The organism is Pseudomonas sp. GL_139_B (genome assembly GCF_057834475.1).
The window spans coordinates 4,032,959-4,052,893 of record NZ_CM174403.1 but is presented as its reverse complement, the minus strand read 5'-3'; the positions used below and the strand labels follow the sequence as shown (position 1 = coordinate 4,052,893).

The 19,935-nt window shown below is 54.7% G+C and carries 20 protein-coding genes, 1 tRNA gene and 1 pseudogene; 11 read left to right on the top strand and 11 right to left on the bottom strand.

Features of this window, described 5'->3' with window-relative positions; translation table 11 throughout:
• Positions 1 to 112: 112 nt before the first annotated feature.
• From AC3ISI_RS18500 to AC3ISI_RS18490, 3 genes are all read right to left on the bottom strand, one after another.
• The gene (locus AC3ISI_RS18500) at positions 113 to 394 is read right to left on the bottom strand and encodes a hypothetical protein (RefSeq protein WP_489333223.1); all 282 of its coding nucleotides are present in this window, start codon (positions 392 to 394) and stop codon (positions 113 to 115) included.
• Positions 395 to 522: 128 nt separating this feature from the next.
• Positions 523 to 732, bottom strand: a complete 210-nt coding sequence (locus tag AC3ISI_RS18495; protein WP_489333222.1) for a hypothetical protein — start codon at positions 730 to 732, stop codon at positions 523 to 525.
• A 453-nt stretch (positions 733 to 1,185) separates the two neighbouring features.
• Complete coding sequence (locus AC3ISI_RS18490; RefSeq protein ID WP_489333221.1) at positions 1,186 to 1,449, bottom strand: hypothetical protein; 264 nt, start codon at positions 1,447 to 1,449, stop codon at positions 1,186 to 1,188.
• 601 nt (positions 1,450 to 2,050) lie between these two features.
• Between AC3ISI_RS18490 and AC3ISI_RS18485 the strand changes: the two genes are divergently transcribed.
• Positions 2,051 to 2,620: a lipid-binding SYLF domain-containing protein gene (locus AC3ISI_RS18485; RefSeq protein ID WP_489333220.1), complete on the top strand. Its 570-nt coding sequence runs from the start codon at positions 2,051 to 2,053 to the stop codon at positions 2,618 to 2,620.
• 300 nt (positions 2,621 to 2,920) lie between these two features.
• A tRNA-Val gene (locus tag AC3ISI_RS18480) sits at positions 2,921 to 3,048 on the top strand.
• 282 nt (positions 3,049 to 3,330) lie between these two features.
• Here the strand turns inward: AC3ISI_RS18480 and AC3ISI_RS18475 are convergent.
• A complete protein-coding gene (locus AC3ISI_RS18475; RefSeq protein ID WP_489333219.1) occupies positions 3,331 to 3,690 on the bottom strand; it encodes a hypothetical protein in 360 nt (119 codons plus the stop codon).
• A gap of 548 nt (positions 3,691 to 4,238) precedes the next feature.
• On the opposite strand from AC3ISI_RS18475, the gene AC3ISI_RS18470 reads away from it, so the two are divergent.
• Entirely contained in the window at positions 4,239 to 4,484 is a 246-nt protein-coding gene (locus tag AC3ISI_RS18470) for a hexameric tyrosine-coordinated heme protein (protein WP_489333218.1), read from the top strand.
• A gap of 102 nt (positions 4,485 to 4,586) precedes the next feature.
• On the opposite strand, the pseudogene AC3ISI_RS18465 reads toward AC3ISI_RS18470, so the two are convergent.
• Positions 4,587 to 4,688, bottom strand: a pseudogene (locus AC3ISI_RS18465) (SDR family oxidoreductase); the annotation flags it as partial.
• 167 nt (positions 4,689 to 4,855) lie between these two features.
• Here AC3ISI_RS18465 and AC3ISI_RS18460 point away from each other — a divergent pair.
• Together AC3ISI_RS18460 and aspT are read left to right on the top strand one after the other, a co-directional pair.
• A complete protein-coding gene (locus tag AC3ISI_RS18460) occupies positions 4,856 to 6,469 on the top strand; it encodes a mechanosensitive ion channel family protein (RefSeq protein WP_489333217.1) in 1,614 nt (537 codons plus the stop codon).
• 21 nt (positions 6,470 to 6,490) lie between these two features.
• The gene (aspT, locus tag AC3ISI_RS18455; protein ID WP_489333216.1) at positions 6,491 to 8,182 is read left to right on the top strand and encodes an aspartate-alanine antiporter; all 1,692 of its coding nucleotides are present in this window, start codon (positions 6,491 to 6,493) and stop codon (positions 8,180 to 8,182) included.
• Positions 8,183 to 8,341: 159 nt separating this feature from the next.
• Here aspT and AC3ISI_RS18450 read toward each other — a convergent pair whose 3' ends face one another.
• Together AC3ISI_RS18450 and AC3ISI_RS18445 are read right to left on the bottom strand one after the other, a co-directional pair.
• A complete protein-coding gene (locus AC3ISI_RS18450) occupies positions 8,342 to 8,923 on the bottom strand; it encodes a hypothetical protein (protein WP_489333215.1) in 582 nt (193 codons plus the stop codon).
• Between the two features lie 838 nt (positions 8,924 to 9,761).
• The gene (locus AC3ISI_RS18445) at positions 9,762 to 10,505 is read right to left on the bottom strand and encodes a hypothetical protein (protein ID WP_489333214.1); all 744 of its coding nucleotides are present in this window, start codon (positions 10,503 to 10,505) and stop codon (positions 9,762 to 9,764) included.
• Positions 10,506 to 11,321: 816 nt separating this feature from the next.
• Between AC3ISI_RS18445 and AC3ISI_RS18440 the strand changes: the two genes are divergently transcribed.
• On the top strand, positions 11,322 to 11,516 hold the full coding sequence (locus AC3ISI_RS18440; RefSeq protein WP_489333213.1) for a hypothetical protein: 195 nt from the start codon (positions 11,322 to 11,324) through the stop codon (positions 11,514 to 11,516).
• Positions 11,517 to 12,019: 503 nt separating this feature from the next.
• Complete coding sequence (locus AC3ISI_RS18435; RefSeq protein ID WP_489333212.1) at positions 12,020 to 12,475, top strand: DUF2214 family protein; 456 nt, start codon at positions 12,020 to 12,022, stop codon at positions 12,473 to 12,475.
• A 174-nt stretch (positions 12,476 to 12,649) separates the two neighbouring features.
• Here AC3ISI_RS18435 and csrA read toward each other — a convergent pair whose 3' ends face one another.
• Positions 12,650 to 12,844, bottom strand: coding sequence for a carbon storage regulator CsrA (gene csrA, locus AC3ISI_RS18430; protein WP_007938114.1), 195 nt, complete (start codon positions 12,842 to 12,844; stop codon positions 12,650 to 12,652).
• Positions 12,845 to 13,094: 250 nt separating this feature from the next.
• On the opposite strand from csrA, the gene AC3ISI_RS18425 reads away from it, so the two are divergent.
• Complete coding sequence (locus AC3ISI_RS18425) at positions 13,095 to 13,472, top strand: SPOR domain-containing protein (RefSeq protein ID WP_489333211.1); 378 nt, start codon at positions 13,095 to 13,097, stop codon at positions 13,470 to 13,472.
• Between the two features lie 68 nt (positions 13,473 to 13,540).
• Here the strand turns inward: AC3ISI_RS18425 and AC3ISI_RS18420 are convergent, their stop codons facing one another.
• The 3 genes from AC3ISI_RS18420 to AC3ISI_RS18410 form a co-directional block, all read right to left on the bottom strand.
• A complete protein-coding gene (locus tag AC3ISI_RS18420; RefSeq protein ID WP_489333210.1) occupies positions 13,541 to 14,230 on the bottom strand; it encodes an endonuclease in 690 nt (229 codons plus the stop codon).
• A 4-nt stretch (positions 14,231 to 14,234) separates the two neighbouring features.
• Complete coding sequence (locus AC3ISI_RS18415; RefSeq protein ID WP_489333209.1) at positions 14,235 to 14,504, bottom strand: DUF1654 domain-containing protein; 270 nt, start codon at positions 14,502 to 14,504, stop codon at positions 14,235 to 14,237.
• 189 nt (positions 14,505 to 14,693) lie between these two features.
• A complete protein-coding gene (locus AC3ISI_RS18410; RefSeq protein ID WP_223511522.1) occupies positions 14,694 to 15,782 on the bottom strand; it encodes an asparaginase in 1,089 nt (362 codons plus the stop codon).
• A gap of 612 nt (positions 15,783 to 16,394) precedes the next feature.
• Here AC3ISI_RS18410 and AC3ISI_RS18405 point away from each other — a divergent pair.
• The 3 genes from AC3ISI_RS18405 to AC3ISI_RS18395 are packed head-to-tail and all read left to right on the top strand — an operon-like array spanning position 16,395 to position 19,934.
• Complete coding sequence (locus AC3ISI_RS18405) at positions 16,395 to 17,351, top strand: sugar ABC transporter substrate-binding protein (RefSeq protein ID WP_489333208.1); 957 nt, start codon at positions 16,395 to 16,397, stop codon at positions 17,349 to 17,351.
• A 55-nt stretch (positions 17,352 to 17,406) separates the two neighbouring features.
• A complete protein-coding gene (locus tag AC3ISI_RS18400) occupies positions 17,407 to 18,960 on the top strand; it encodes a sugar ABC transporter ATP-binding protein (protein ID WP_489333207.1) in 1,554 nt (517 codons plus the stop codon).
• Positions 18,957 to 19,934 (top strand): ABC transporter permease, encoded by a 978-nt coding sequence (locus tag AC3ISI_RS18395; RefSeq protein ID WP_489333206.1) that lies wholly within the window; start codon positions 18,957 to 18,959, stop codon positions 19,932 to 19,934. Before AC3ISI_RS18400 ends, AC3ISI_RS18395 begins: the two co-directional genes overlap by 4 nt.
• Position 19,935 lies beyond the last annotated feature (1 nt).

Below are 19,935 nucleotides of genomic sequence, written 5' to 3'. Positions count from 1 at the left end.
TGGCCTTTGAACGGTCTGATCGACAGGCAGATGGACAGGATTTCCGTACCCCCCTTCATTATTGGCGACAAGGGTGATGCCTACTGAAGTGACCGCTTTTGGCCGATCGCAGTCACTCGCGTGCCATCAGCAAGCTGACAGCTTCAATCTCAGCATCATTTTTTGCGGTATCCAGCGCGCTGACCAATTTGTCCACCTCAGTATTATCGGCCTCTGCGTAAGCTTCGATAGACAGTCCCGCAGCCATCGCTCGCGCTCGGATTTCCAGGGTATTCATATGCTGCTGTGCTGCCTTGCACACCGTATCCTTTCGCTCGCTCTCGATAGATGTCCATTCCATGAACTTATACGTCATCACACCAGTCACCACGATGATGATGGTGGCCCAAATCAATCTGGCTCTCACGTTTCGCAACCTTAACTGAGTTTTGTGAGTGATTCCGAATCCATTCGAGATATTAAAAGCGTAGCAGGACGGACCGTGCTAAAAATCGCTTCGAGTCGATTGATGCCCTTGCGTGCTCACTCCGGTGCCATGAGTACTGCGAGGCTCATTTTGATAAATTCTTCGTTTTTGTCGATCGTTTGCAGGGCGCCGCGAACGTTGCCGGCTACTTCCGCTGATCCTCTTTGCTCAACCCAAATCGTCAGCTCCATGATCGCGGCTTCGAGCGCCAGTTGGTTTTCGTTGATCTTGAACAGCAGGGAAGGGAGCAGGTCTGAATTTGGCATAGCAATTCCTCCGTGGAGGCGTGAGCGTAGCATCTGGAAAAATGGTGCACGAACGGATTGTGTTCGGTCGGCAGAACGCCGGAGAGGGCTGGGCCAATTCTTGGGCCAATTGTTCGGGCGAGGTTAGGTGAATTCGGGGAATTGCGAGGGTTTGACGGCATCAAGGAGAAGGCTGAACCCCCACATTCACCCGTGATGCCGTCATAATTAAATGTCGCGCCTTCCGTGATAGGCGCATGTCGATGGTGGATTCTGGAGGCTCCCCACGAAGGGAAGAAGTCGACCAAACGCGTTCCTTTGCGAAGGACGGCTATCGAAGCTGCCGGTCAAGTGACCAGCAGCAATCGGCCCCGAAAAGCCTTCGCCATGCCGTGATGTCGTCGCGTGCCCCTGACCGTTTCCTGGAACGTTCACCCCCCTTTTACAGAGTTGGGGCGGGATTTTTTTTAACGCTTAATATTTGATATCCCGCGCGGTGCCGCGCGTATCCTGCTTGGTGTTGCGCTTGTCCTGGCGACATTCTGGACGGCTCTTTTCATCGCCTGACTTGCATGCCTGCTTTGTGTCCCTTGCAGTGTTGCGTCCTTCCTGCTTCGTATCCCGCGCATCCTGCCGTTGATTGGACTGGTCGGTGGCGTAGGCCGGCACCGACACCCACTGCACGCCAGCGGTAATGACCAGTGTCGCCAGGGCGGTCAAGTAGTGCTTGCGAATCATGATCTTCCTCCCATTCAAGAGTACTCAATCATTTCGTTTTCCGGTCATTAGCCGCTCACGGCTCCAGACCGTTCGCTCACCGGGGATATTATTTCGCTTACAACCCAAAAATTTCCTCGTAAGACATGAAATCTAACGATAGGTCGACATAGGCAGCCACGCAAGCGTTGAGCAAAAGCCAGCAGCTCACGGCTGGGATTGCGGCGGGTGCGTGGGCCCTTTTCCCGCCCGTGTAGCACGGCCATCAGATTCCCTTTTCCTGGCGGCTTCCAAGGCGAGCTGATTTTCATTGATCTTGTAGAGCAGGGAAGGGAGCAGGTCTGAGTTTGGCATCGCGAAATCCTCCGTGGAGATTTCAGCGTAGCAGTCGTCAATCGTAAAGGAGGGTAGAGGCATACGGTCGGCAGGACGCCGGGGAATGGGGGGACTACCGTGGGAATATACATCGCTATGTCATTGATGTGACCAACCGCTTAATCCGATTAACGTCTATTGTTTGTGAGTAGTGACACCATGAATGTCGACCCCGTCAGTCTTTGATCCGCAATGACTGTCGTCACGCAGTCTCCTCAATGGCAGGCGCAGAAACGGAGTATTGCTCATGATCAAATACCTTCAAATGATGGCACTCATTTCAATCCTCGCGATCATTTCCGGTTGCCATACGTATCAATCAAGTTCCACCTCGGGTGCGATGGCTGCGAACACCGAGATGGACCGCGACGCGAAGGCGGCGTTACAGAGTTTGTATGCCAAAACGCCGCAAGCGCGCGCCCTCGCGCAGCGAGCCAAAGGTATCCTCGTTTTCCCTGATGTGCTGAAAGCGGGCCTCATCGCTGGCGCACAGCACGGCGAAGGCGAATTGATTGAAAACGGAAAAGTCACGGGATACTACGCGACCACAGCAGCCTCATACGGCCTTCAGGCGGGCGTGCAGAGGTTTGGTTACGTGATGTTCTTCATGACCTATTCAGCAATGAACGATCTGAAAAGTGTTAATGGATTTGAGGTCGGCGTGGGCCCAAGCATCGTGGTCGTAGATTCAGGCATGGCCAAGTCGTTGACTACTTCAACGGCTCAGTCCGATGTCTATGCGTTCATCTTTGATCAAAAGGGCTTAATGGCCGGGCTGGGATTGCAGGGTTCAAAGATTACCAAGCTCAATCGCTGAGGCCGTCTGCCGGTTACTTCAGCTAGCGGCGCCCGATACTTCGAAAAATAGGGATTGCGTTCGGTTGGCAGGACGCCGGGGGGAGGGTGAAACGCTGTCTAAAACTACCTCGCCCTTGCTCGGTTTCATTGGCCCGAAAGGCGCTTATGTCGGGTTAGGGTTTTAGACAATCGCCAACGCTTACCCTTGAACCACGAGGCCTGTAGCCAACTCCAGATAGTACTGTTGCATCAGTGGCGTGTGAGTGGTTTGGGGCTGACCACTGTAGGAATATACAACGCTAAGTTATTGATTCTTATAGGGTGATGTGCCGAATTTGTACCCTCGCAAAAACACCTATTTTTCCTTAAGGATCAATACCTTGCATTGATTTCGGGGTCACCTTGACATGGTGGGGGTCGTTGGTTCGAGTCCAATCGCGCCTACCAAACAAAATCCGCTCTGCTGGGCGGTCTAGAAGGGCCCACCGAAAGGTGGGCCCTTTTTTGTTGTCTTGGATTTCTTCAGAACGTTCACAAAGTATCGGGTTCGTTCACGCTGAGCAAAGTGACGCTGAAAGCCCCCTTTTCTTGTGTGAGAATTTTCCCTGCCTTTGGGGGGAGAATTAGGATGGTCTCAGAATGAGGCGGTCGGGAAGCTGTTGGCGCTATCACGCAGATTACAAAAAGCCCGCCGGAGCGGGCTCACGTCTTCGCATTGCAATGAATTGCTCAAGGCGTCACGGCATGTGGACGCATACCACTGACTTGGACCTGTTGTCCAACCACAAACTCTTCGTTGGGAGAGCGATACACGTGCTCTTCACCGTTACTGTTACGAACCCTGTAAGCATGCCCCTGCAGACCACTAGCAGATTGCACTTCGTATCCGACTAATAGACCAATACCTGCTCCGACTAGCGCACCCAGCGGGCCACCCGCTGCTCCACCGACCAGCACGCCGGTGCCTGCTCCGAATTCTTCACCTACGGAGTCGTCACCGACCTGCGCGATCACCTCGTCAGCCTGTGCGATACCCGCACTGAATAGACCGAGGCCAATGCTGAAGGCGAGGGTGTTCAGGTATTTCATGTTGCCTCCTATGTAAGCGGTAGCGCTTTCCCATGATGACTGCCCAGAAAAGAGCTATATATGGTTAGGATTTGTTCTTCTGATACACGCTGTAAAGCTTAGCAGCAGAAATATTCTTCCTACGATGATGGCTGCTCTTGGAACACATTTAAATGATCGGTTTGAGTTGTGGATTTACTGGTCAGGGAGGTCCGCTTCTGGCCGCAGAAAACGATCCGAAGTTGACACTGCAGAAGGAGTAGGGCACAGCAGGCCTTATCTACGGTATTTCACAATTTCGTATAAGAACTCGTTTAAAGACAGCTTGGGACTGCCGATTCAAAGGCGTGCTAATTGGTATTAGCTGTCCCTACTCGAATGCTGATCTCTTATTGATATTCCCGTCAAAGAGTAACGAGAATGGCTGGTGCGGTCTAAAGTAGCTCAAACGCCTGCCCTCATACCTGTCTTGACCTATACTTTTTTCGCTTCAAAAGAGGCTCACATTAGAAAAAGGCTGATTTCCGCAAAATTCCAACCGTATCAAAATACCTTATGAGGAAAATCCGATGAGCAATATCGAACTTGTACCTGGTGGTAGTTTGATCGTCCCTACAGCAGAAGCAGGTCGCCAGTTAGCGGTGAAAATGGCTCGATTGTCGATTAAGGTCACGCAACCAGATGACGTGGTCCGCTCAAGACTGCGGCCGATTTACGCTGAAGATCCGGCGATGCTGCTGCAGGTAGCGCAAATCGTTGCGACTGAGTTCGCAGTGATCGCAGCGGCCAATCAGTATTGGCGCGAAGTGCGTTGACCTTTTCACGTCTTCTCTTTTGAGACGCCGGGATTCTCTAGCTTTGCAGCACCAGGGGGGCGACTGACTAGAAGCTTACACGGGTCAATCGCCCTTTTTTCATTAAAACGGTGAGCGGCCAATCGAAGCCCCACCATCGACGAACAACGTTTGGCCGGTGATTACGCTGGCGTCTTGTGACAGCAGGAAGAGTACTTGTTCTGCTCGCAGGCGCGAACCGCCTCCATGATGACGTTGAGGGCCAGCGGGCTCAATATTGCTGTGAGCAATCAAGAGCAGCTCTACCCGCACAAATCTGACAACGATTCAGCACTGAACTACGCTGCGATACGTACCCTTGGCCTGAATTTTGTGAAGTAAGGAACTGGCGCATGCGCAGCAGGTTGCTCGCAACATTGGTGGTTGTGTTGGGAATGTTCTGGTCTGTCCTCCTATGGGCCGAGGACACTGCGAAACCGCTTGATGCCCCGGCCGTCGAACTGAAAATCGCCAATCGCAGCATCATGGTGTTCCGCGCCGCGCTGCTAGGCGAAGCGCCTGAAGCCAGGGTCAAAAGGGCGAAAACCGCAATCAATGAAGCGCTGGATGATGCCGACGATCTGCGTGTCACTCTCGATTCGATTCAGAACAGTTACCTGGTGCTGCTGGGCGCCAAACGTGCCTTTATCGTTTCGCCCAAGGACGTCGATGCCACTGAATACGAGTCAGTGCAGCAGGCCGCCGAAGCGGCAGCTGAAAAACTGCGTCAGGTGGTGACCGAAACCCAAGAAGCACGCAGCCTGCGCTCGATTCTCCGGTCGCTGGGGGCCGCTGCGCTCGCGACGTGCATTTATGTCGCTTTGCTGTGGGGGATGGCGTATCTACGCCGCAGACTGCTGAGGAAACTACCTGACTTGATGCATCGGCATACTCAGGCGCTGAAAATCGGGCGGGTTCAGATCATCGATGCCAACTACCTGTACCCCTTGGTCAGTCGCCTGCTGGGGGTGCTGCGTTGGTTCGTCGTGTTGCTGCTCACCTATGAGTGGTTAGGGTTTGCCCTGTCGCGTTTTCCCTATACCCGACCCTGGGGTGAAAGCCTCAATAACTACTTGTTGGAACTCGTCGACTATTTGCTGCAAGGCATACTCGGGGCCATCCCCGGGCTAGGCGTGGCGGTGGCCATCTTCTTCATTGCTCGGGGTACCACGGCTTTCGCTCGGCGGATTTTGCGGCGCATGGCGACGCCCGGTACTTTCAGTTGGCTGAGTCAGGAAACCCTGCAACCGACCCAGCGCCTGACCTCGCTGGCAATCTGGCTGTTCGCCCTGGCAATGGCCTATCCCTATTTGCCCGGCGCCGGTACCGATGCATTCAAAGGCTTGTCGGTGTTGATCGGTCTGATGATCTCGCTAGGTGCAACCAGCGTGGTCGGGCAGGCGGCAGCCGGATTGATCCTCACGTACACCCGCACCTTGCGCCCCGGTGAGTTCGTGCGCATTGGTGAATACGAAGGCACGGTTACAGAGTTGGGGATGTTTACTACGCGCATTCGCACCGGTCTAGGGGAAGTGCTGACCCTGCCCAATTCGATGATCACCGGGACGGTCACCAAAAACTATTCGCGGACCGTGAAAGGCCCTGGTTACGTGGTCGATACCGTGGTGACCATTGGTTACGACACGCCGTGGCGGCAGGTCGAAGCCATGTTGCTGGAAGCCGCCAGGCGTACTCCCGGTGTCCTCGAAGAACCACCGGCGCAGGTGTTCCAGACAGCATTGTCCGACTTCTATCCCGAATACCGGCTGGTCGCTCAGGCCATACCCAGCCAGCCACGACCGCGCGCGGTGTTACTCAGCATGTTGCACGCCAATATTCAGGACGTGTTCAACGAATACGGCGTGCAGATCATGTCGCCGCATTATCTGGGCGATCCGAGTGAAGAAAAATGGGTACCCAAGGACCAGTGGTTTACCGCACCCGCGCAAGAATCGAAGGAACTATAAGAACTGTAGGGAGTTCATACCATGCTTGAGTTTCTGCTTCATGCCTTGCGTACTGATCCGGAAATTGCGGTATTTCTGGCCATTGCACTGGGTGTCTTCATCGGTCGTATTCGTATCGGCAGTTTTCACCTAGGGTCGGTGGCGGGCGCTCTTTTGATGGGATTGCTGATCGGCCAGATCGGCCTGGAAATACCGACTGGTTTGAAATCGGTGTTTTTTGTGATGTTCATCTACGCGGTCGGCTTCAAGAGCGGGCCAGAGTTCTTCGGCAGCCTCAACCGCGGTACGTTAAAGCTGGTGGTGCTCAGCGTGGTGCTGTGTGCAACCGCGCTGGGCTCGATTTTGTTGATGAACGCGATATTCCACTTCGATGCCGGTTTCACCGCTGGGCTCGGTGCTGGTGCATTGACGGATACGGCGATCATGGGCACGGCCACCAGTGCCATTAATCAGCTGACGATCGATAGCATGGCCAAGGCTCAACTCAACAGCCACATGGCGATTGCCTATGCCATCACCTACCTGTTCGGCACCATCGGGCTGATCGTATTCGTTGGAAGCGTTGCGCCGAAATTGTTGGGCGTCGACCTCAGGGCGTCGGCCCGTGACCTGGAATTGGAACTGGGAATCGCCAAGGACGAAGACGCGATCACCGTACCGTACACGCGCATTGTCGTGCGCGCGCATCAGGTGGCGGGCAACAGTGCAGCGAATGGGCTGCGCATTGCCGACATAGAAAAAATGTACGAGTCGCTGACCATCGAACGGGTGGTGCGCGATGGGCTGATTATCGAGCGTGATGAAAGCTTCACCCTCGAGGCCGGCGACATCGTCGGGGTCTACGCCTTGCGTGAAGCCGTCGGTCCGCTGTCGCAGTGGGTGGGGCCGGAGATCGACCATGCCGAATCGCTCTCGTTTCCGACCCGCGAGGTCGATATCGTCCTGACATCGCCGGAGTTTGCCGGCAAGACCATTCACCAGGCCAAATCCCGGCTGGAAAATACTCGGCGCCTGGGCTGCTTCATCAACACCATTACACGCCAGGGCTACGAGCTGCCGTTGCTGCCCAATACCGTGTTACGTCGGGGCGACGTGCTAAAGTTGACCGGCCGCACCGCCAGCGTCGAGGCACTGGCCAAGCGTTTGGGGCGGATTCGTGAAAACAGCTTCAAAAGCGATATTGCCGTGCATACGCTGGGGATGGTACTGGGTTCATTGCTGGGGTTGCTGTCCACGCATATCGGCATGATCCCGGTGGAATTGGGTATTGGTGGCGGGGTGTTGGTCGCTGCGCTGGTGATTGGCTGGTACAACTCAAGACACCCGGAAATTGGCGCATTGCCCCCCGCCGCACAATGGGCATTTTCCGAATTCGGCCTGACCGCGTTCGGGGCGGTGGTTGGCCTGCTGGCAGGGCCTGCCGCATTTGCGGCCATGAAGGAGCAGGGCTTGGCACTGCTGGTATCCGGCGCAGTAGTCACCATCTTGCCGCCGCTGGTGGCCCTGTATTTCGGCCGCTACGTGCTGCGCCTGCACCCGATGATCCTGTTCGGTGCCCTGGCCGGGGCACAGACCGAAGCGGCGTCGATGAACAAGATCATCGAACAGTCCGGCAGCAATACGCCGGTGATCGGTTTTACTGTGTGTTATGCAATTTCCAATGTGTTACTGGCGGTTTGCGGGCCGATTATCATTTTTGTGGTGGCGGGGTAGCGATCGAGAGGTTTTGGTGAGCATGGGAAGTAAGCGTTCAAATTTCTATCTATTTGTACTTATTCTAAAGGCCCCATAATCCAAAAAGTGAATCATGTCGCCTGTAGGGTTACTAAGTTACTGAAAAAGTGTCTCTAGGCTATGTCTCGTGTACCTTTATTACGTTAGCTCGAATCGCTCTAATGCATAATCCTTTCCTGCCAGGGTAAGTGAGAAGGTGGTGGAGCCAAACGTACCGCGTGTCGCACTTCGCTTCACAAGACGTTTAACTTCTAGTTGCTTTAGACCGACTTCAACTTCTAGGGTGCTGAGTGATACAAGTTTGCAAATAGAGTCTAAATTTGCAATCTTTCTAAAGTTTGCATGATAGGCTAAAGCCTCCATCAGTAGCGTTTGGTTATCTGTCAGCTGTGGAAACTGAGGGTTGTTTTTTTTGTAAACTTTTCGCTCTATCTCATGTAATTCGCCGTAAGCTCCGTCAGTGGTGCGGGTGTAGTAAATCGCTACAGATAGAGTGCTGATTAAAGCCGCGATAATCATCAGCAGCGACCAATTCGGCATTGCCGTTTCCAGCAAAAGCCAATCCCGAACACGTAGCAGCCAGCCTTTGGTATTTGCCAGTAGCGTCAGTTCGAAGTAAGTGTCGAGCAGCCTTGTGACTGCCCAAACGACAAGGAAGCCTCCGACCGAGTAGGCCATACCTTTGACAGTGAGCGGGGATCGCTTGCCTTCTGCTGCCATGCTGCTCGTCTCTACTGTAGGAAATAGATGTTATCAGCATAGCAGTGGAAAAGAGGCACTCTGGCATTGGCATAGCCCCCAAAGCGCGGACCTCGTGGAAAGTGGGGCACTCATCGACAACCTGCTTAGCCAGAGCTTTTGGAGCTGCCGCAGTATGCCTGCCTATCGGCCGATGCCGACAAGTTCGAACTCATCGCTCGGCAAATCAACGGTGGGCCCATTGGCCATTCGGATCGCCTGAGTTTTGGGCGAAGGGGGCGGCGCGCTGGCGTGATCTCGCTGTCGCAGTCTGGCTGCTGGCGGCATGCCAGCCGTGCGTGCGGGAGTTAAATTGACGGGGTTTTCGGGCGAATAGGCATAGTTTTCGTCATCTCGCAGGTGGCTGTACCAGCCATAGAGTGCTGCCCCAAGGGTGACAACGATCATAGCTATGAAGATGAAGATTACATAACGCATCGTACTCGGCTGCCTTTAGTGGTGCGAGTGTAGGGTTGAGATGCGTCCTTGCTGGTGAGTGATTTAAGCCAGCTCTGCAAACTGCTGTCTGTAGGGGAGCACCCTACATGACGGGTTTTTTCCCTTAGATGGGGCTAGGGCCTCACGCTAATGGTGGTCATTAAGACTGATTCACTCCGGCGCCATGAGCACCGCGAGCGTCATCTTGAAGAGTGCGAGTTCGATTTCGATCATCTTGAGCAGCAGGGAGGGCATCAGGTCTGAATTTGGCATGCGCTCATTCTCGGTGGGCGAAGAAAGCGTAGCTGTCGAAAAGATGATTTGGATGGAGTTGTATTCGGTCGGCAGGACGCCGAGTGAGGGGGCTTCAACTACCTGAGCGTTAAAAGGCAATGCCGAATTTTACGCCATACTCATCCCTGGTTTGTTTGTCGAGGTCGGTCACTGCAAATTGGCCGTCCACGTCATAATTGAACCGGTTGAAGTATAGTGATGCTATCATCGGAATCGATTCGTGCGGATTAAACAAGAAGCTCAGCTCAACAAAAGGATTGGTGCTGTTTTCTAAATCCAAGCTCTCGCTATTGATTCCATGGAGTTTTAGTTGTGCATCACCGTTTATTCCCTTTCGAACTCCGGCTTCAATACGCACGATTGCAGTGCTGAACTGATGATTATAGCCCGCAGCAGCTTTAGCGAAAGAAGTGCGGTTGGTGATATCAATGTCGTATTTGTTAGAGTCTGGATTAAATCGATTCCATTTGTATCCGCCGCCCAGCAAGACATCTATGAAATCGCGTGAATTCAAGGCAATCCTCCAGCCAAGATCCAGGTCGGCTTGGCCATCCTTTACTTTTTGATCCTGTTTTTCAGAGTACTGTCCACTGACTTCTGCGTGATAAACCCAGCCGGTCTGGGCCGTCATTTTGTTACCGAAGTTTAGAAATAGGCCTCCTTCCGGCATGTGCTCGGTGGTGTTTTTATGTCCGGAGAATTCGAGTACGCTGTAGCTTCCAAGTAAGCCAAATGCAAAAACCGGATCTGTAAGAGGCGCAGCGCTAGAAGTGATGGGTACGATTCCCGCAATAAGGGTGGTAACCACAATAGTAAGATTCCTTCTATTCATAAAAACTCCATCAGAACACTATTGGCCCAGAGTGGACCGATATGTACAACGATAGTCGTTTTCTTGTGTTGGACCAGTTATCGGGGGCTGGCGGTGTATTTTTCGCTTCGGGACTTCTATTTTTTTGCCTCCCTCTCTTAATGTCTGGCGAACCTGTCGGCAGAACGCCAGAGGCGGAATTTTTGCGGGAAACTCCCCCCATCATGCAACCGTTTGGACCAATGTTTATTGGTTTCTAAAGGGTCGCAAAAGGCGATTGCTCTTGTGGCTGCATTGCAAAATCTCACCGGTGAATCATTGAGCAGACTCACGGTCATATCGGCGACCTTTGCTTTTAGGACGTTGAAATGAAGCGTGGAGTAATAATGTTCATGGCTATCTCAGGCCCTCTCTTGTTGGGAGGCTGCGGGCCTCACTGGGACGACGGAGAACGGTACGGGCGTGATCGGGGTTATGATCATGGTCGTGGATACGACCGAGGCTATGACGATGATTGGGGGCATTACCGCAGATATGATCGTCGCGACAATGATCAGGGGTATGCACGCAATCACGATCGTGATCGTGACGATAGAGGCGACTAACCCGCTCTGATCTCTCTTCTGCGTTTCTCTTTGGCCATTTTCCCGCTACCCCCCTGTTGCAGCTTTTGGCATTCGAGCGCTTCGGGATTTGAGATACAACGCTGGAAAGTATTGGTTAGGTGACACGAGGAGGGGACGCGCGCCTCTTTGGCTTATAAATGCCTTCAGTAGAACAGGTTGCTCACAATTCGGGCGTAAGATAGCGGTGCTACCTCACCAAAAGGAGCCGCATATGATCGCCGATCAAATGAACAAGCAGGCATCTGAAGGCTGGGCTGTTTGGGATCAATATTTCTGCGCTGCGTTGATTGCGGAAAGCAATCTGACGGCACCGGTCGTAGGAGGGGCTACTCACGAAGACAGGCAGAACCTGCTTATTGAAAGAGCCAAAGCCCTCGCCGACAGGATGATGGAAAACAGAAAATAACCGGAGCCCAGCCGTCGCGCTGGGCTCGTCACATCTGGCGGCCTCAACGACGGGCAAGTGCGCGTTCTGAATCAGGCAATCAGGTCTGCTGATTTGTCGTGCGATGGCTTGGTTCGGTTATGGATTTCTAAAGAACCATAAAAATAGTACGGATATTTAAAGACTTACGATTTTTATTAACCAAATAGTGAATAAAAATATATTGTTACAAGTGAGTTGTTGGGATATTATCGGCCCGCGTTCACCACCACGGTTTATGCATTTTTAAGTCCCAAGCTTCCATCAGCTGCTTGGGATTTTTTTTGCCTGAAATTTGCCCTGTGCCCTTCGACCGGCAGTGCCGCCTATCGCCGGTAGTCAGACAAGTACGAGCGCTTGTTGCCAATCCCTATATCCGATTCCTGCCAAGGCGCCGCCGGCTCAAATCGGGTAGATCCCGCGTTTTTGAGCTATTACTGACGGGCCAAACTCAAACTCAAACTCGGACTGATGGGGGTCTATCGATGCTGGTTCACTGGTCTCTTGCGGCAATTCACTTACTGGCTTTTGCGCTGGGTTTCTGGGCAGTTTTGACCCGAGGCGCGGCATTCAGCCGGGTGGCGGCCGGGACGGGAGAAGCTCGTCGCGTGCTGATGGCGGATAATCTGTGGGGGATCAGCGCCGCCATCCTTCTGGTCACCGGTGGGCTGCGGGCCTTTGGTGGCTACGAAAAAGGTGCCGATTACTACCTTCACCAGCCGCTGTTTCATCTCAAGATGGCGCTCCTCATGCTGATTCTGTTGCTTGAGGTCGCTCCAATGGTGGCGCTGATCAAGTGGCGAATTGCGCTTGTCCGTGGCTCGGAAATTGATACCAAGCGCGCAAAACTGTTTGCCCGCTTCAGTCATTTAGAGGCATTGCTGGTGTTGCTGATGGTCATAGCGGCGACCGGCATGGCGCGCGGGGTAACCTTTGGTTAGCCGAGAGCGGTAGGTCCTTCCTCGGGGTAATTCAGAAACGTCTGACAGTCATGACCTGGGGCATGCCGGTACTATCGGCTGCATGTTTTGGCAGGAGAGGGTGAGCTACGGCGCTCGAATCTTTAGCCAGCCGATGTTCAGGGCGAACGGGCTGGCTACTGACTGCAGCAGGATTCAGGGAGTTTGCGGCTTGTCCGGCGCGGTAAGGCCAGCCTGAATGCGCTGATAGATTTCTTCACGATGCACTGCAACGTCTTTCGGGGCGTTGATGCCGATCCTGACTTGCTGGCCGCTCACGCCCAGGATAGTGATCGTAATATCGTCACCGATGTTTATGCTTTCACCGACTTTGCGGGTGAGTATCAGCATGGTCTTCTCCTTGATTGCTTTGTAGGGCACCTGATTTGAACAGTGCAGAGGTCGGTGGTACGTATAGATTAGTGCGAAGTCTCACAGTTTGGGTGCCTCTTTCTGACGCGCAGATGCTGCATTAATTCCCAAGGCGTAACTATACAGAGGCCGCCTCCATCATTCTCGTTGTTTTGTGCCCATTTTGCGGCACTCCTAAAGTATTCATGAATGTTAAAATCGCCGCTTTCAGCATTCAGAGGGAACCGTTGTGCGCAAAATGGTCTTGGTAATCGCTGTATTGGCGCTGGCAGGGTGTGGTGAGGGCAAGGGTGTTGATGCTCAAAAGTCTAAACCTGCAGTCGTTTCCGTACCTGCGTCCGAACCGGCTGCGGCAAGCGGACCGAAATGGGATCTCGAAGTGCGTGGTGAAACAACCCAGGCTGTCAGCGATCTGAGCGGCTGGTTGATCGAGCATAGCTTCGTTTCCAACGTCGTCACGGAAAACGGCAAGGTGCGCATCTTGATGGGGCCATTCAGTTCGAAAGCCGAAACCGAGGCCAAGCAGGCGGAGGTGGCTGCGGCGCTTGCACGAGCCAAGAAGCAGAATGTCGAATTGCTGGTGCTTGAGCGTCCTGCGGTCCAGTAACGCAGGCAGCCGGAAACGCCAAAGGCCTTGGATATTACTCCAAGGCCTTTTGGTTTTTCAGCGGGTGATCAGCCGCAAGCTTTCAAATTCACTGGCCCGACAAACTCGTTGCCGCGCCCCATGACGCACGCCACGCTTTGGTTGCGCTGAAGCTCCCAGGGTTCAACCGGATAGGTCTTGTTCCAGGTCTCGTACAGTTGGCGATCCTGCTTTGACAAGCTCAAACCGTACTGCTTGCTCATGTAAAAATAAGTCCGGGCGATCATGCCGCGAATGGAGGGGCGGGGCATGACCTTCTTCGCCTTGAAATCGATCTGAGTCAGGCACGAGCCATATTGACCGGTCTGCACGGGTAGCCAACCAAAACTGAAGTTACTGCGATCGCCATTCACTTCACCAATGCTCGGCACCAGGTTGTGCAAATCGGCTTCGGCCTTCTGGTAAACCGGATCGTAACGGGTGCAATTCTTGCGTCCACCTGCTTGCCAGCAGCGGCGCTGATGGCCGATCTGCCACGCCGGGACAATGTGCTCCCACTCGATGCGGGCCGCGCGTTTGGCATCTTTGCGCGGCACATAACCGCAGGCCGCCAGGTTCACCTTGTTCCCGGTGTATTTGCAGCCGCAATAAAACTCGGTGGATTGAGGTGCGTACAGCGTCCAGGCGACTTTTTTGGCTTCGTCAAAAGTGCGCGGGGCGCCAGCCTGGACGCCGAGGGGGATGAGCAGAAACAGCAAAGCAGACCAGCGGAAGCTCATTGACTCAATCTTCCTTCGGCACAACCCAGAAAATCTGCACACCACCATCGTCGCGGTAGGCGAGGGTAACGTTGTCGTTCTCGTCGATTTCTTCGAGTAATTGTTCCCATTCATCCACGGGTTCGTCCAGCAGGCGGAAGATCAGTGCGGCTTTGGCTTTTTGAGCAATGGGGGAATTGATGATTTTCTGAACGCGCAGACCCATGTGTGCATAGGTGTCAGGGGAGGTGGAGGAGGTGGCCACAGGATTATCCTTATTAAACTGTACGTACATACAGTATTAAACTGTAAGCATTTTCGCAACTGCTTAAAATTCAAGAAAATTCTGTGACAGCAGTTTTTCCGTTTGATGTAGGAAGAAGGAAAACCTTTTATCGGAGTTTTGCGCAAGACGTGAGCCACTCGTCAACGCTGACGAGCGACTGAGAAAGTGCCCGACCAGGACAGGTCGGGCGAGGGTGAATCAGTATTCCCAGAACATCCGTTGCAGCTCTTTGCTGTCGTTGGTCTTGGTCAGTGCAACCATGGCCAGGATGCGGGCTTTTTGCGGGTTCAAGTCATGCGCGACAACCCAGTCGTATTTGTCGTCAGGTTGTTCGGCATTACGCAGCACGAATCCGCCGGCGTTGACGTGGGACGAGCGAATGATTTGCACGCCGTCCTTGCGCAGCGCTTGCAAGGAGGGAACGACGCGGGAGGAAACCGAACCATTGCCGGTGCCCGCGTGGATGATCGCCTTGGCACCGGATTGGGCCAGCGCCTTGTACGCCGTGTCGCTGACGTTGCCATAGGAATAGGCGATTTCTACGTCAGGCAGGCTCTTGATGGTTTTGATGTCGAATTCCGAGTCCATGGTGTGGCGCTTGGCCGGCAGACGGAACCAGTAGGATTTACCTTCGACCACCATGCCCAATGGACCCCAGGCACTTTTAAACGCCTCAGTCTTGATGTTGATCATCTTGCTGACGTCGCGACCGGACTGTATCTCATCGTTCATGGTCACCAGGACGCCTTTACCGCGCGCTTCTTTACTGCTGGCGACGGCGACGGCGTTGTACAGGTTCAGCATGCCGTCTGCCGACATCGCGGTGCCTGGACGCATGGAGCCGACGACGATGATCGGTTTGTCGGTTTTTTCCACCAGGTTCAGGAAGTAGGCGGTCTCTTCCAGAGTGTCGGTTCCGTGGGTGATTACGATTCCGTCGACGTCTTTGCTGTCGGCCAATTCGGCCACTCGACGGCCCAGTTGCAGCAGGTTGTCATTAGTGATGCTTTCCGAGGCGATCTGCATCACCTGCTCGCCACGAACGTTGGCCAGTTGGCTGAGTTCCGGAACGCCGGCAATCAGTTGCTCGATACCCACTTTTGCCGCTTGATACGTCGCGCTGTTGGCAGCACTCGCGCCAGCGCCGGCGATGGTGCCGCCAGTGGCCAGGATGACTACATTCGCCAGTTTCTGTTGGGTTTCGACTTCCTTGGCTTGAAGGGCGGTAGGCAAAAGCAGCAGGAGGGCCAAAGCGCCCGGAATAAAAGTGTTGAAAGCAGATTTCATTATTTTCTCTCTAGTAGTCAGGCGGTGCTGATGCAAGTTCATCTAGATGCGCCCGCGGCAGCTCTGAACGCCGTGGGTGTAGGTGAAGAGCAGGATCTATACCAGTCGTATACAAAACGAGAAAAACTTATAGTTTGTTGATTTATAAGACTATTTCTTTTAAAAATCGACAACGTTGAACTTGGTCTTGTCCGGGTTTCCGAATAAATTGATCGTCCGCGGTCGGCTCTCCGAAAACTCCTACGACTTATGTCCAGAAGATCCCTTGCCAGATAAAGATTAAATGCTAAAGAATTCCAGGCACATGGTTCAGGGGCAAAATCGCCGACCTCCGCGGCGCGCTGTCACAAGTGAAAGGTGATCTGGTGAAAGAATTGGCCATGGACTCCAGCGCAGGTAGCCTGATCAGCGCCTCTGTGTGACGTGGCGGGCCGGTTTATGACACGGCAGACATAAAACAGATCGTTGACAAATCCCGGCAGGGTTCGCATAGTTCGGTCTACGCAAACGTTTGCGCGGCCATGTTGGTAGCTCGAACTACCGACGATCAAAGTCCAGGCGATACTCCAGCGCAAGCGTTGCTCACAATAATCATAAGATCGGAGTGAACCCATGAAGCTGCCATTCGCTGGACGTCTTCTTGCTGTCGCTATGCTGGCTGTCGCATCCGCCGCGCTACCCGTCTCATCGGCCTTCGCCGAATCTACTGAAAAGCCCAAAGTTGCGCTGGTCATGAAGTCCCTGGCCAATGAGTTCTTCCTGACCATGGAAGATGGCGCCAAGGCGTATCAGAAAGACCACTCTGGCGAATTCGAGCTGATCTCCAACGGCATCAAAGATGAAACGGATACCGCTGGCCAAACACGTATCGTCGAGCAAATGATTCTGGCCAAGGTCAATGCGCTGGTCATTGCGCCCGCGGATTCCAAGGCCATGGTTCCGGTGATCAAGAAAGCCATCGATGCCGGTATCACCGTGATCAACATCGATAACCAACTGGATCCGGCCGTCGTCAAAAGCAAGAACCTGACGGTTCCATTCGTAGGCCCGGATAATCGCAAAGGCGCGCGTCTGGTCGGCGAGTACCTGGCCAAGCAGCTGAAGGCTGGTGACGAAGTCGGTATCATCGAAGGTGTGTCTACCACGACCAACGCTCAGGCCCGTACCGCGGGTTTCAAGGATGCGATGGAAGCGGCACAGATCAAGGTCGTTTCGGTGCAGTCCGGTGACTGGGAGATCGACAAGGGCAACAAAGTTGCCGCTTCGATTCTCAGCGAATACCCCGATGTCAAAGCCCTGCTGGCCGGTAACGACAGCATGGCCGTCGGTGTCGTTTCCGCCGTCCGTGCGGCGGGCAAGTCCGGCAAGGTGCAAGTGGTCGGGTACGACAACATCAATGCCATCAAGCCTATGCTCAAGGATGGTCGCGTTCTGGCGACCGCTGACCAGTTTGCCGCCAAACAGGCTGTGTTCGGTATCGAGACCGCGCTGAAAATCATCAAGGGCGAAAAGGTCGATAGCGGTACCAACGGCGTTATCGAAACGCCGGTAGAACTGGTCACCCAGTAAGCCTTTCGGCGACACACTGGTGCTCGCCCGTCCGGGCGAGCACATGGAGAGTTATATGTCCGTTTGCGCCCCGAACGCTGTCCTGACAGTCAGCGGTATCGGCAAGACTTATGCTCAACCCGTCCTGGCCGGCATCGACCTTGCGCTGATTCCCGGTGAAGTGCTGGCGCTGACCGGCGAGAATGGTGCGGGAAAAAGCACGCTGTCGAAGATCATCGGTGGGCTGGTCACGCCAACCACCGGCCAGATGCGGTTCCGAGGTCAGGATTATCGTCCCGGCAGTCGTACTCAGGCCGAATCCCTGGGCATTCGCATGGTCATGCAAGAGCTCAATCTGTTGCCGACCCTGTCGGTGGCGGAGAACCTGTTTCTCGAGAATTTGCCCAGCCGTGGCGGCTGGATCAGTCGCAAGCAATTGCGCAAGGCAGCGATCGAAGCCATGGCCCAGGTCGGACTCGATGCGATTGACCCGGACACTCTGGTCGGCGACCTCGGCATCGGCCACCAGCAAATGGTCGAGATTGCCCGCAATCTGATCGGCGACTGCCATGTGCTTATCCTTGATGAACCGACCGCGATGCTCACCGCGCGCGAAGTCGAGATGCTGTTTGTACAGATCACTCGCTTGCGGGCTCGCGGCGTGGCGATCATCTACATTTCCCATCGCCTCGAAGAGTTGGCGCGCGTCGCCCAGCGCATTGCAGTTTTGCGCGACGGCAACCTGGTCTGTGTCGAGCCGATGGACAATTACAACAGCGAGCAACTGGTGACCTTGATGGTCGGTCGTGAGCTCGGTGAGCACATGGACATGGGGCCGCGCAAGATCGGCGCTCCCGCTTTGACGGTCAAAGGCCTGACCCGCTCCGACAAGGTTCGCGATGTGTCCTTCGAAGTGCACGCCGGTGAAATCTACGGGATCTCTGGATTGATCGGGGCAGGGCGCACCGAATTGCTGCGTCTGATCTTCGGTGCCGACACCGCCGACAGCGGCACGGTGGCGCTGGGGTCACCGGCTCAAGTGGTGAGTATCCGTTCGCCCGCCGATGCAGTGAGTCACGGCATCGCTCTGATCACAGAAGACCGCAAGGGTGAAGGCTTGCTGCTGACTCAATCGATCAGCGCCAACATTGCCTTGGGCAACATGCCGGTGATTTCCAGTGGCGGTTTCGTCAACAACGGCGACGAGATGGCTTTGGCCCAGCGCCAGATCGATGCTATGCGCATTCGCAGTTCGAGTCCGACACAGTTGGTCTCCGAGCTCTCGGGTGGCAATCAGCAGAAGGTTGTGATCGGCCGCTGGCTTGAACGCGATTGTTCGGTGATGTTGTTTGACGAGCCGACCCGTGGCATCGATGTCGGCGCCAAATTCGACATTTATGCTTTGCTCGGCGAGCTGACCCGCCAAGGTAAAGCGCTGGTGGTGGTGTCCAGTGACCTGCGCGAGCTGATGCTGATTTGCGACCGGATCGGAGTGCTGTCGGCGGGGCGCCTGATCGATACGTTCGAGCGTGACAGCTGGACCCAGGATGACTTGCTTGCCGCCGCTTTTGCCGGCTACCAAAAACGTGATGCGCTGCTCAACGAAGCAGCGCCTAGGGACCTTCCATGAAAACAGCATCTTCTGCCAGCAAACGTAGTGGCAATTTTTACGGTCTGGGCACCTATCTGGGCCTGGCGGGTGCCTTGCTGGCGATGATTGCGCTGTTCTCGGTGTTGAGCAGCCACTTTCTTTCTTACGACACGTTCAGCACCCTGGCCAATCAGATTCCCGATTTGATGGTGCTGGCGGTCGGCATGACCTTCGTGTTGATTATCGGTGGCATCGACCTGTCAGTCGGTTCGGTGTTGGCGCTGGCGGCATCAACGGTCAGCGTGGCCATTCTCGGCTGGGGCTGGAACGTGCTGCCGGCAGCGCTGCTCGGCATGGCGGCGGCAGCTCTGGCCGGAACCATCACCGGTTCGATTACCGTGGCCTGGCGGATTCCTTCGTTCATCGTGTCACTGGGCGTGTTGGAAATGGCCCGGGGCGTGGCGTATCAGATGACCGGATCGCGCACGGCCTATATCGGTGACGCCTTCGCCTGGCTGTCCAACCCGATTGCCTTTGGCGTCTCGCCGTCGTTCATCATCGCCTTGCTGATTATCTTCATCGCCCAAGCCGTGCTGACCCGTACGGTGTTCGGCCGCTACCTGATCGGCATTGGCACCAACGAGGAGGCGGTGCGGCTGGCGGGGATCAATCCAAAGCCTTACAAGATTCTGGTGTTCAGCCTGATGGGGCTGCTGGCCGGTATTGCTGCGTTGTTTCAGATTTCTCGACTGGAGGCGGCCGATCCGAATGCCGGCTCCGGGCTGGAGTTGCAGGTGATCGCAGCCGTCGTCATCGGCGGCACCAGTCTGATGGGCGGGCGTGGTTCGGTGATCAGTACGTTCTTCGGGGTCCTGATCATTTCCGTGTTGGCGGCCGGTCTGGCGCAGATCGGCGCGACCGAGCCTACCAAACGCATCATCACCGGCGCGGTGATCGTTGTGGCGGTGGTGCTGGATACTTATCGCAGTCAGCGCGCAAGCCGGTGGACCTGAA

Excerpts from the sequence above, each read along its gene's own strand:
- AC3ISI_RS18490 (WP_489333221.1), bottom strand. The coding sequence starts at position 1,449 with ATGATTCGCAAGCACTACTTGACCGCCCTGGCGACACTGGTCATTACC.
- AC3ISI_RS18460 (WP_489333217.1), top strand. The coding sequence starts at position 4,856 with ATGCGCAGCAGGTTGCTCGCAACATTGGTGGTTGTGTTGGGAATGTTC.
- AC3ISI_RS18495 (WP_489333222.1), bottom strand. The coding sequence starts at position 732 with ATGCCAAATTCAGACCTGCTCCCTTCCCTGCTGTTCAAGATCAACGAA.
- AC3ISI_RS18415 (WP_489333209.1), bottom strand. The coding sequence starts at position 14,504 with ATGTACGTACAGTTTAATAAGGATAATCCTGTGGCCACCTCCTCCACC.
- csrA (WP_007938114.1), bottom strand. The coding sequence starts at position 12,844 with ATGCTGATACTCACCCGCAAAGTCGGTGAAAGCATAAACATCGGTGAC.
- AC3ISI_RS18445 (WP_489333214.1), bottom strand. The coding sequence starts at position 10,505 with ATGAATAGAAGGAATCTTACTATTGTGGTTACCACCCTTATTGCGGGA.
- AC3ISI_RS18475 (WP_489333219.1), bottom strand. The coding sequence starts at position 3,690 with ATGAAATACCTGAACACCCTCGCCTTCAGCATTGGCCTCGGTCTATTC.
- AC3ISI_RS18405 (WP_489333208.1), top strand. The coding sequence starts at position 16,395 with ATGAAGCTGCCATTCGCTGGACGTCTTCTTGCTGTCGCTATGCTGGCT.
- AC3ISI_RS18450 (WP_489333215.1), bottom strand. The coding sequence starts at position 8,923 with ATGGCAGCAGAAGGCAAGCGATCCCCGCTCACTGTCAAAGGTATGGCC.
- AC3ISI_RS18440 (WP_489333213.1), top strand. The coding sequence starts at position 11,322 with ATGATCGCCGATCAAATGAACAAGCAGGCATCTGAAGGCTGGGCTGTT.
- AC3ISI_RS18420 (WP_489333210.1), bottom strand. The coding sequence starts at position 14,230 with ATGAGCTTCCGCTGGTCTGCTTTGCTGTTTCTGCTCATCCCCCTCGGC.
- AC3ISI_RS18435 (WP_489333212.1), top strand. The coding sequence starts at position 12,020 with ATGCTGGTTCACTGGTCTCTTGCGGCAATTCACTTACTGGCTTTTGCG.
- AC3ISI_RS18485 (WP_489333220.1), top strand. The coding sequence starts at position 2,051 with ATGATCAAATACCTTCAAATGATGGCACTCATTTCAATCCTCGCGATC.
- AC3ISI_RS18470 (WP_489333218.1), top strand. The coding sequence starts at position 4,239 with ATGAGCAATATCGAACTTGTACCTGGTGGTAGTTTGATCGTCCCTACA.
- aspT (WP_489333216.1), top strand. The coding sequence starts at position 6,491 with ATGCTTGAGTTTCTGCTTCATGCCTTGCGTACTGATCCGGAAATTGCG.
- AC3ISI_RS18410 (WP_223511522.1), bottom strand. The coding sequence starts at position 15,782 with ATGAAATCTGCTTTCAACACTTTTATTCCGGGCGCTTTGGCCCTCCTG.
- AC3ISI_RS18400 (WP_489333207.1), top strand. The coding sequence starts at position 17,407 with ATGTCCGTTTGCGCCCCGAACGCTGTCCTGACAGTCAGCGGTATCGGC.
- AC3ISI_RS18395 (WP_489333206.1), top strand. The coding sequence starts at position 18,957 with ATGAAAACAGCATCTTCTGCCAGCAAACGTAGTGGCAATTTTTACGGT.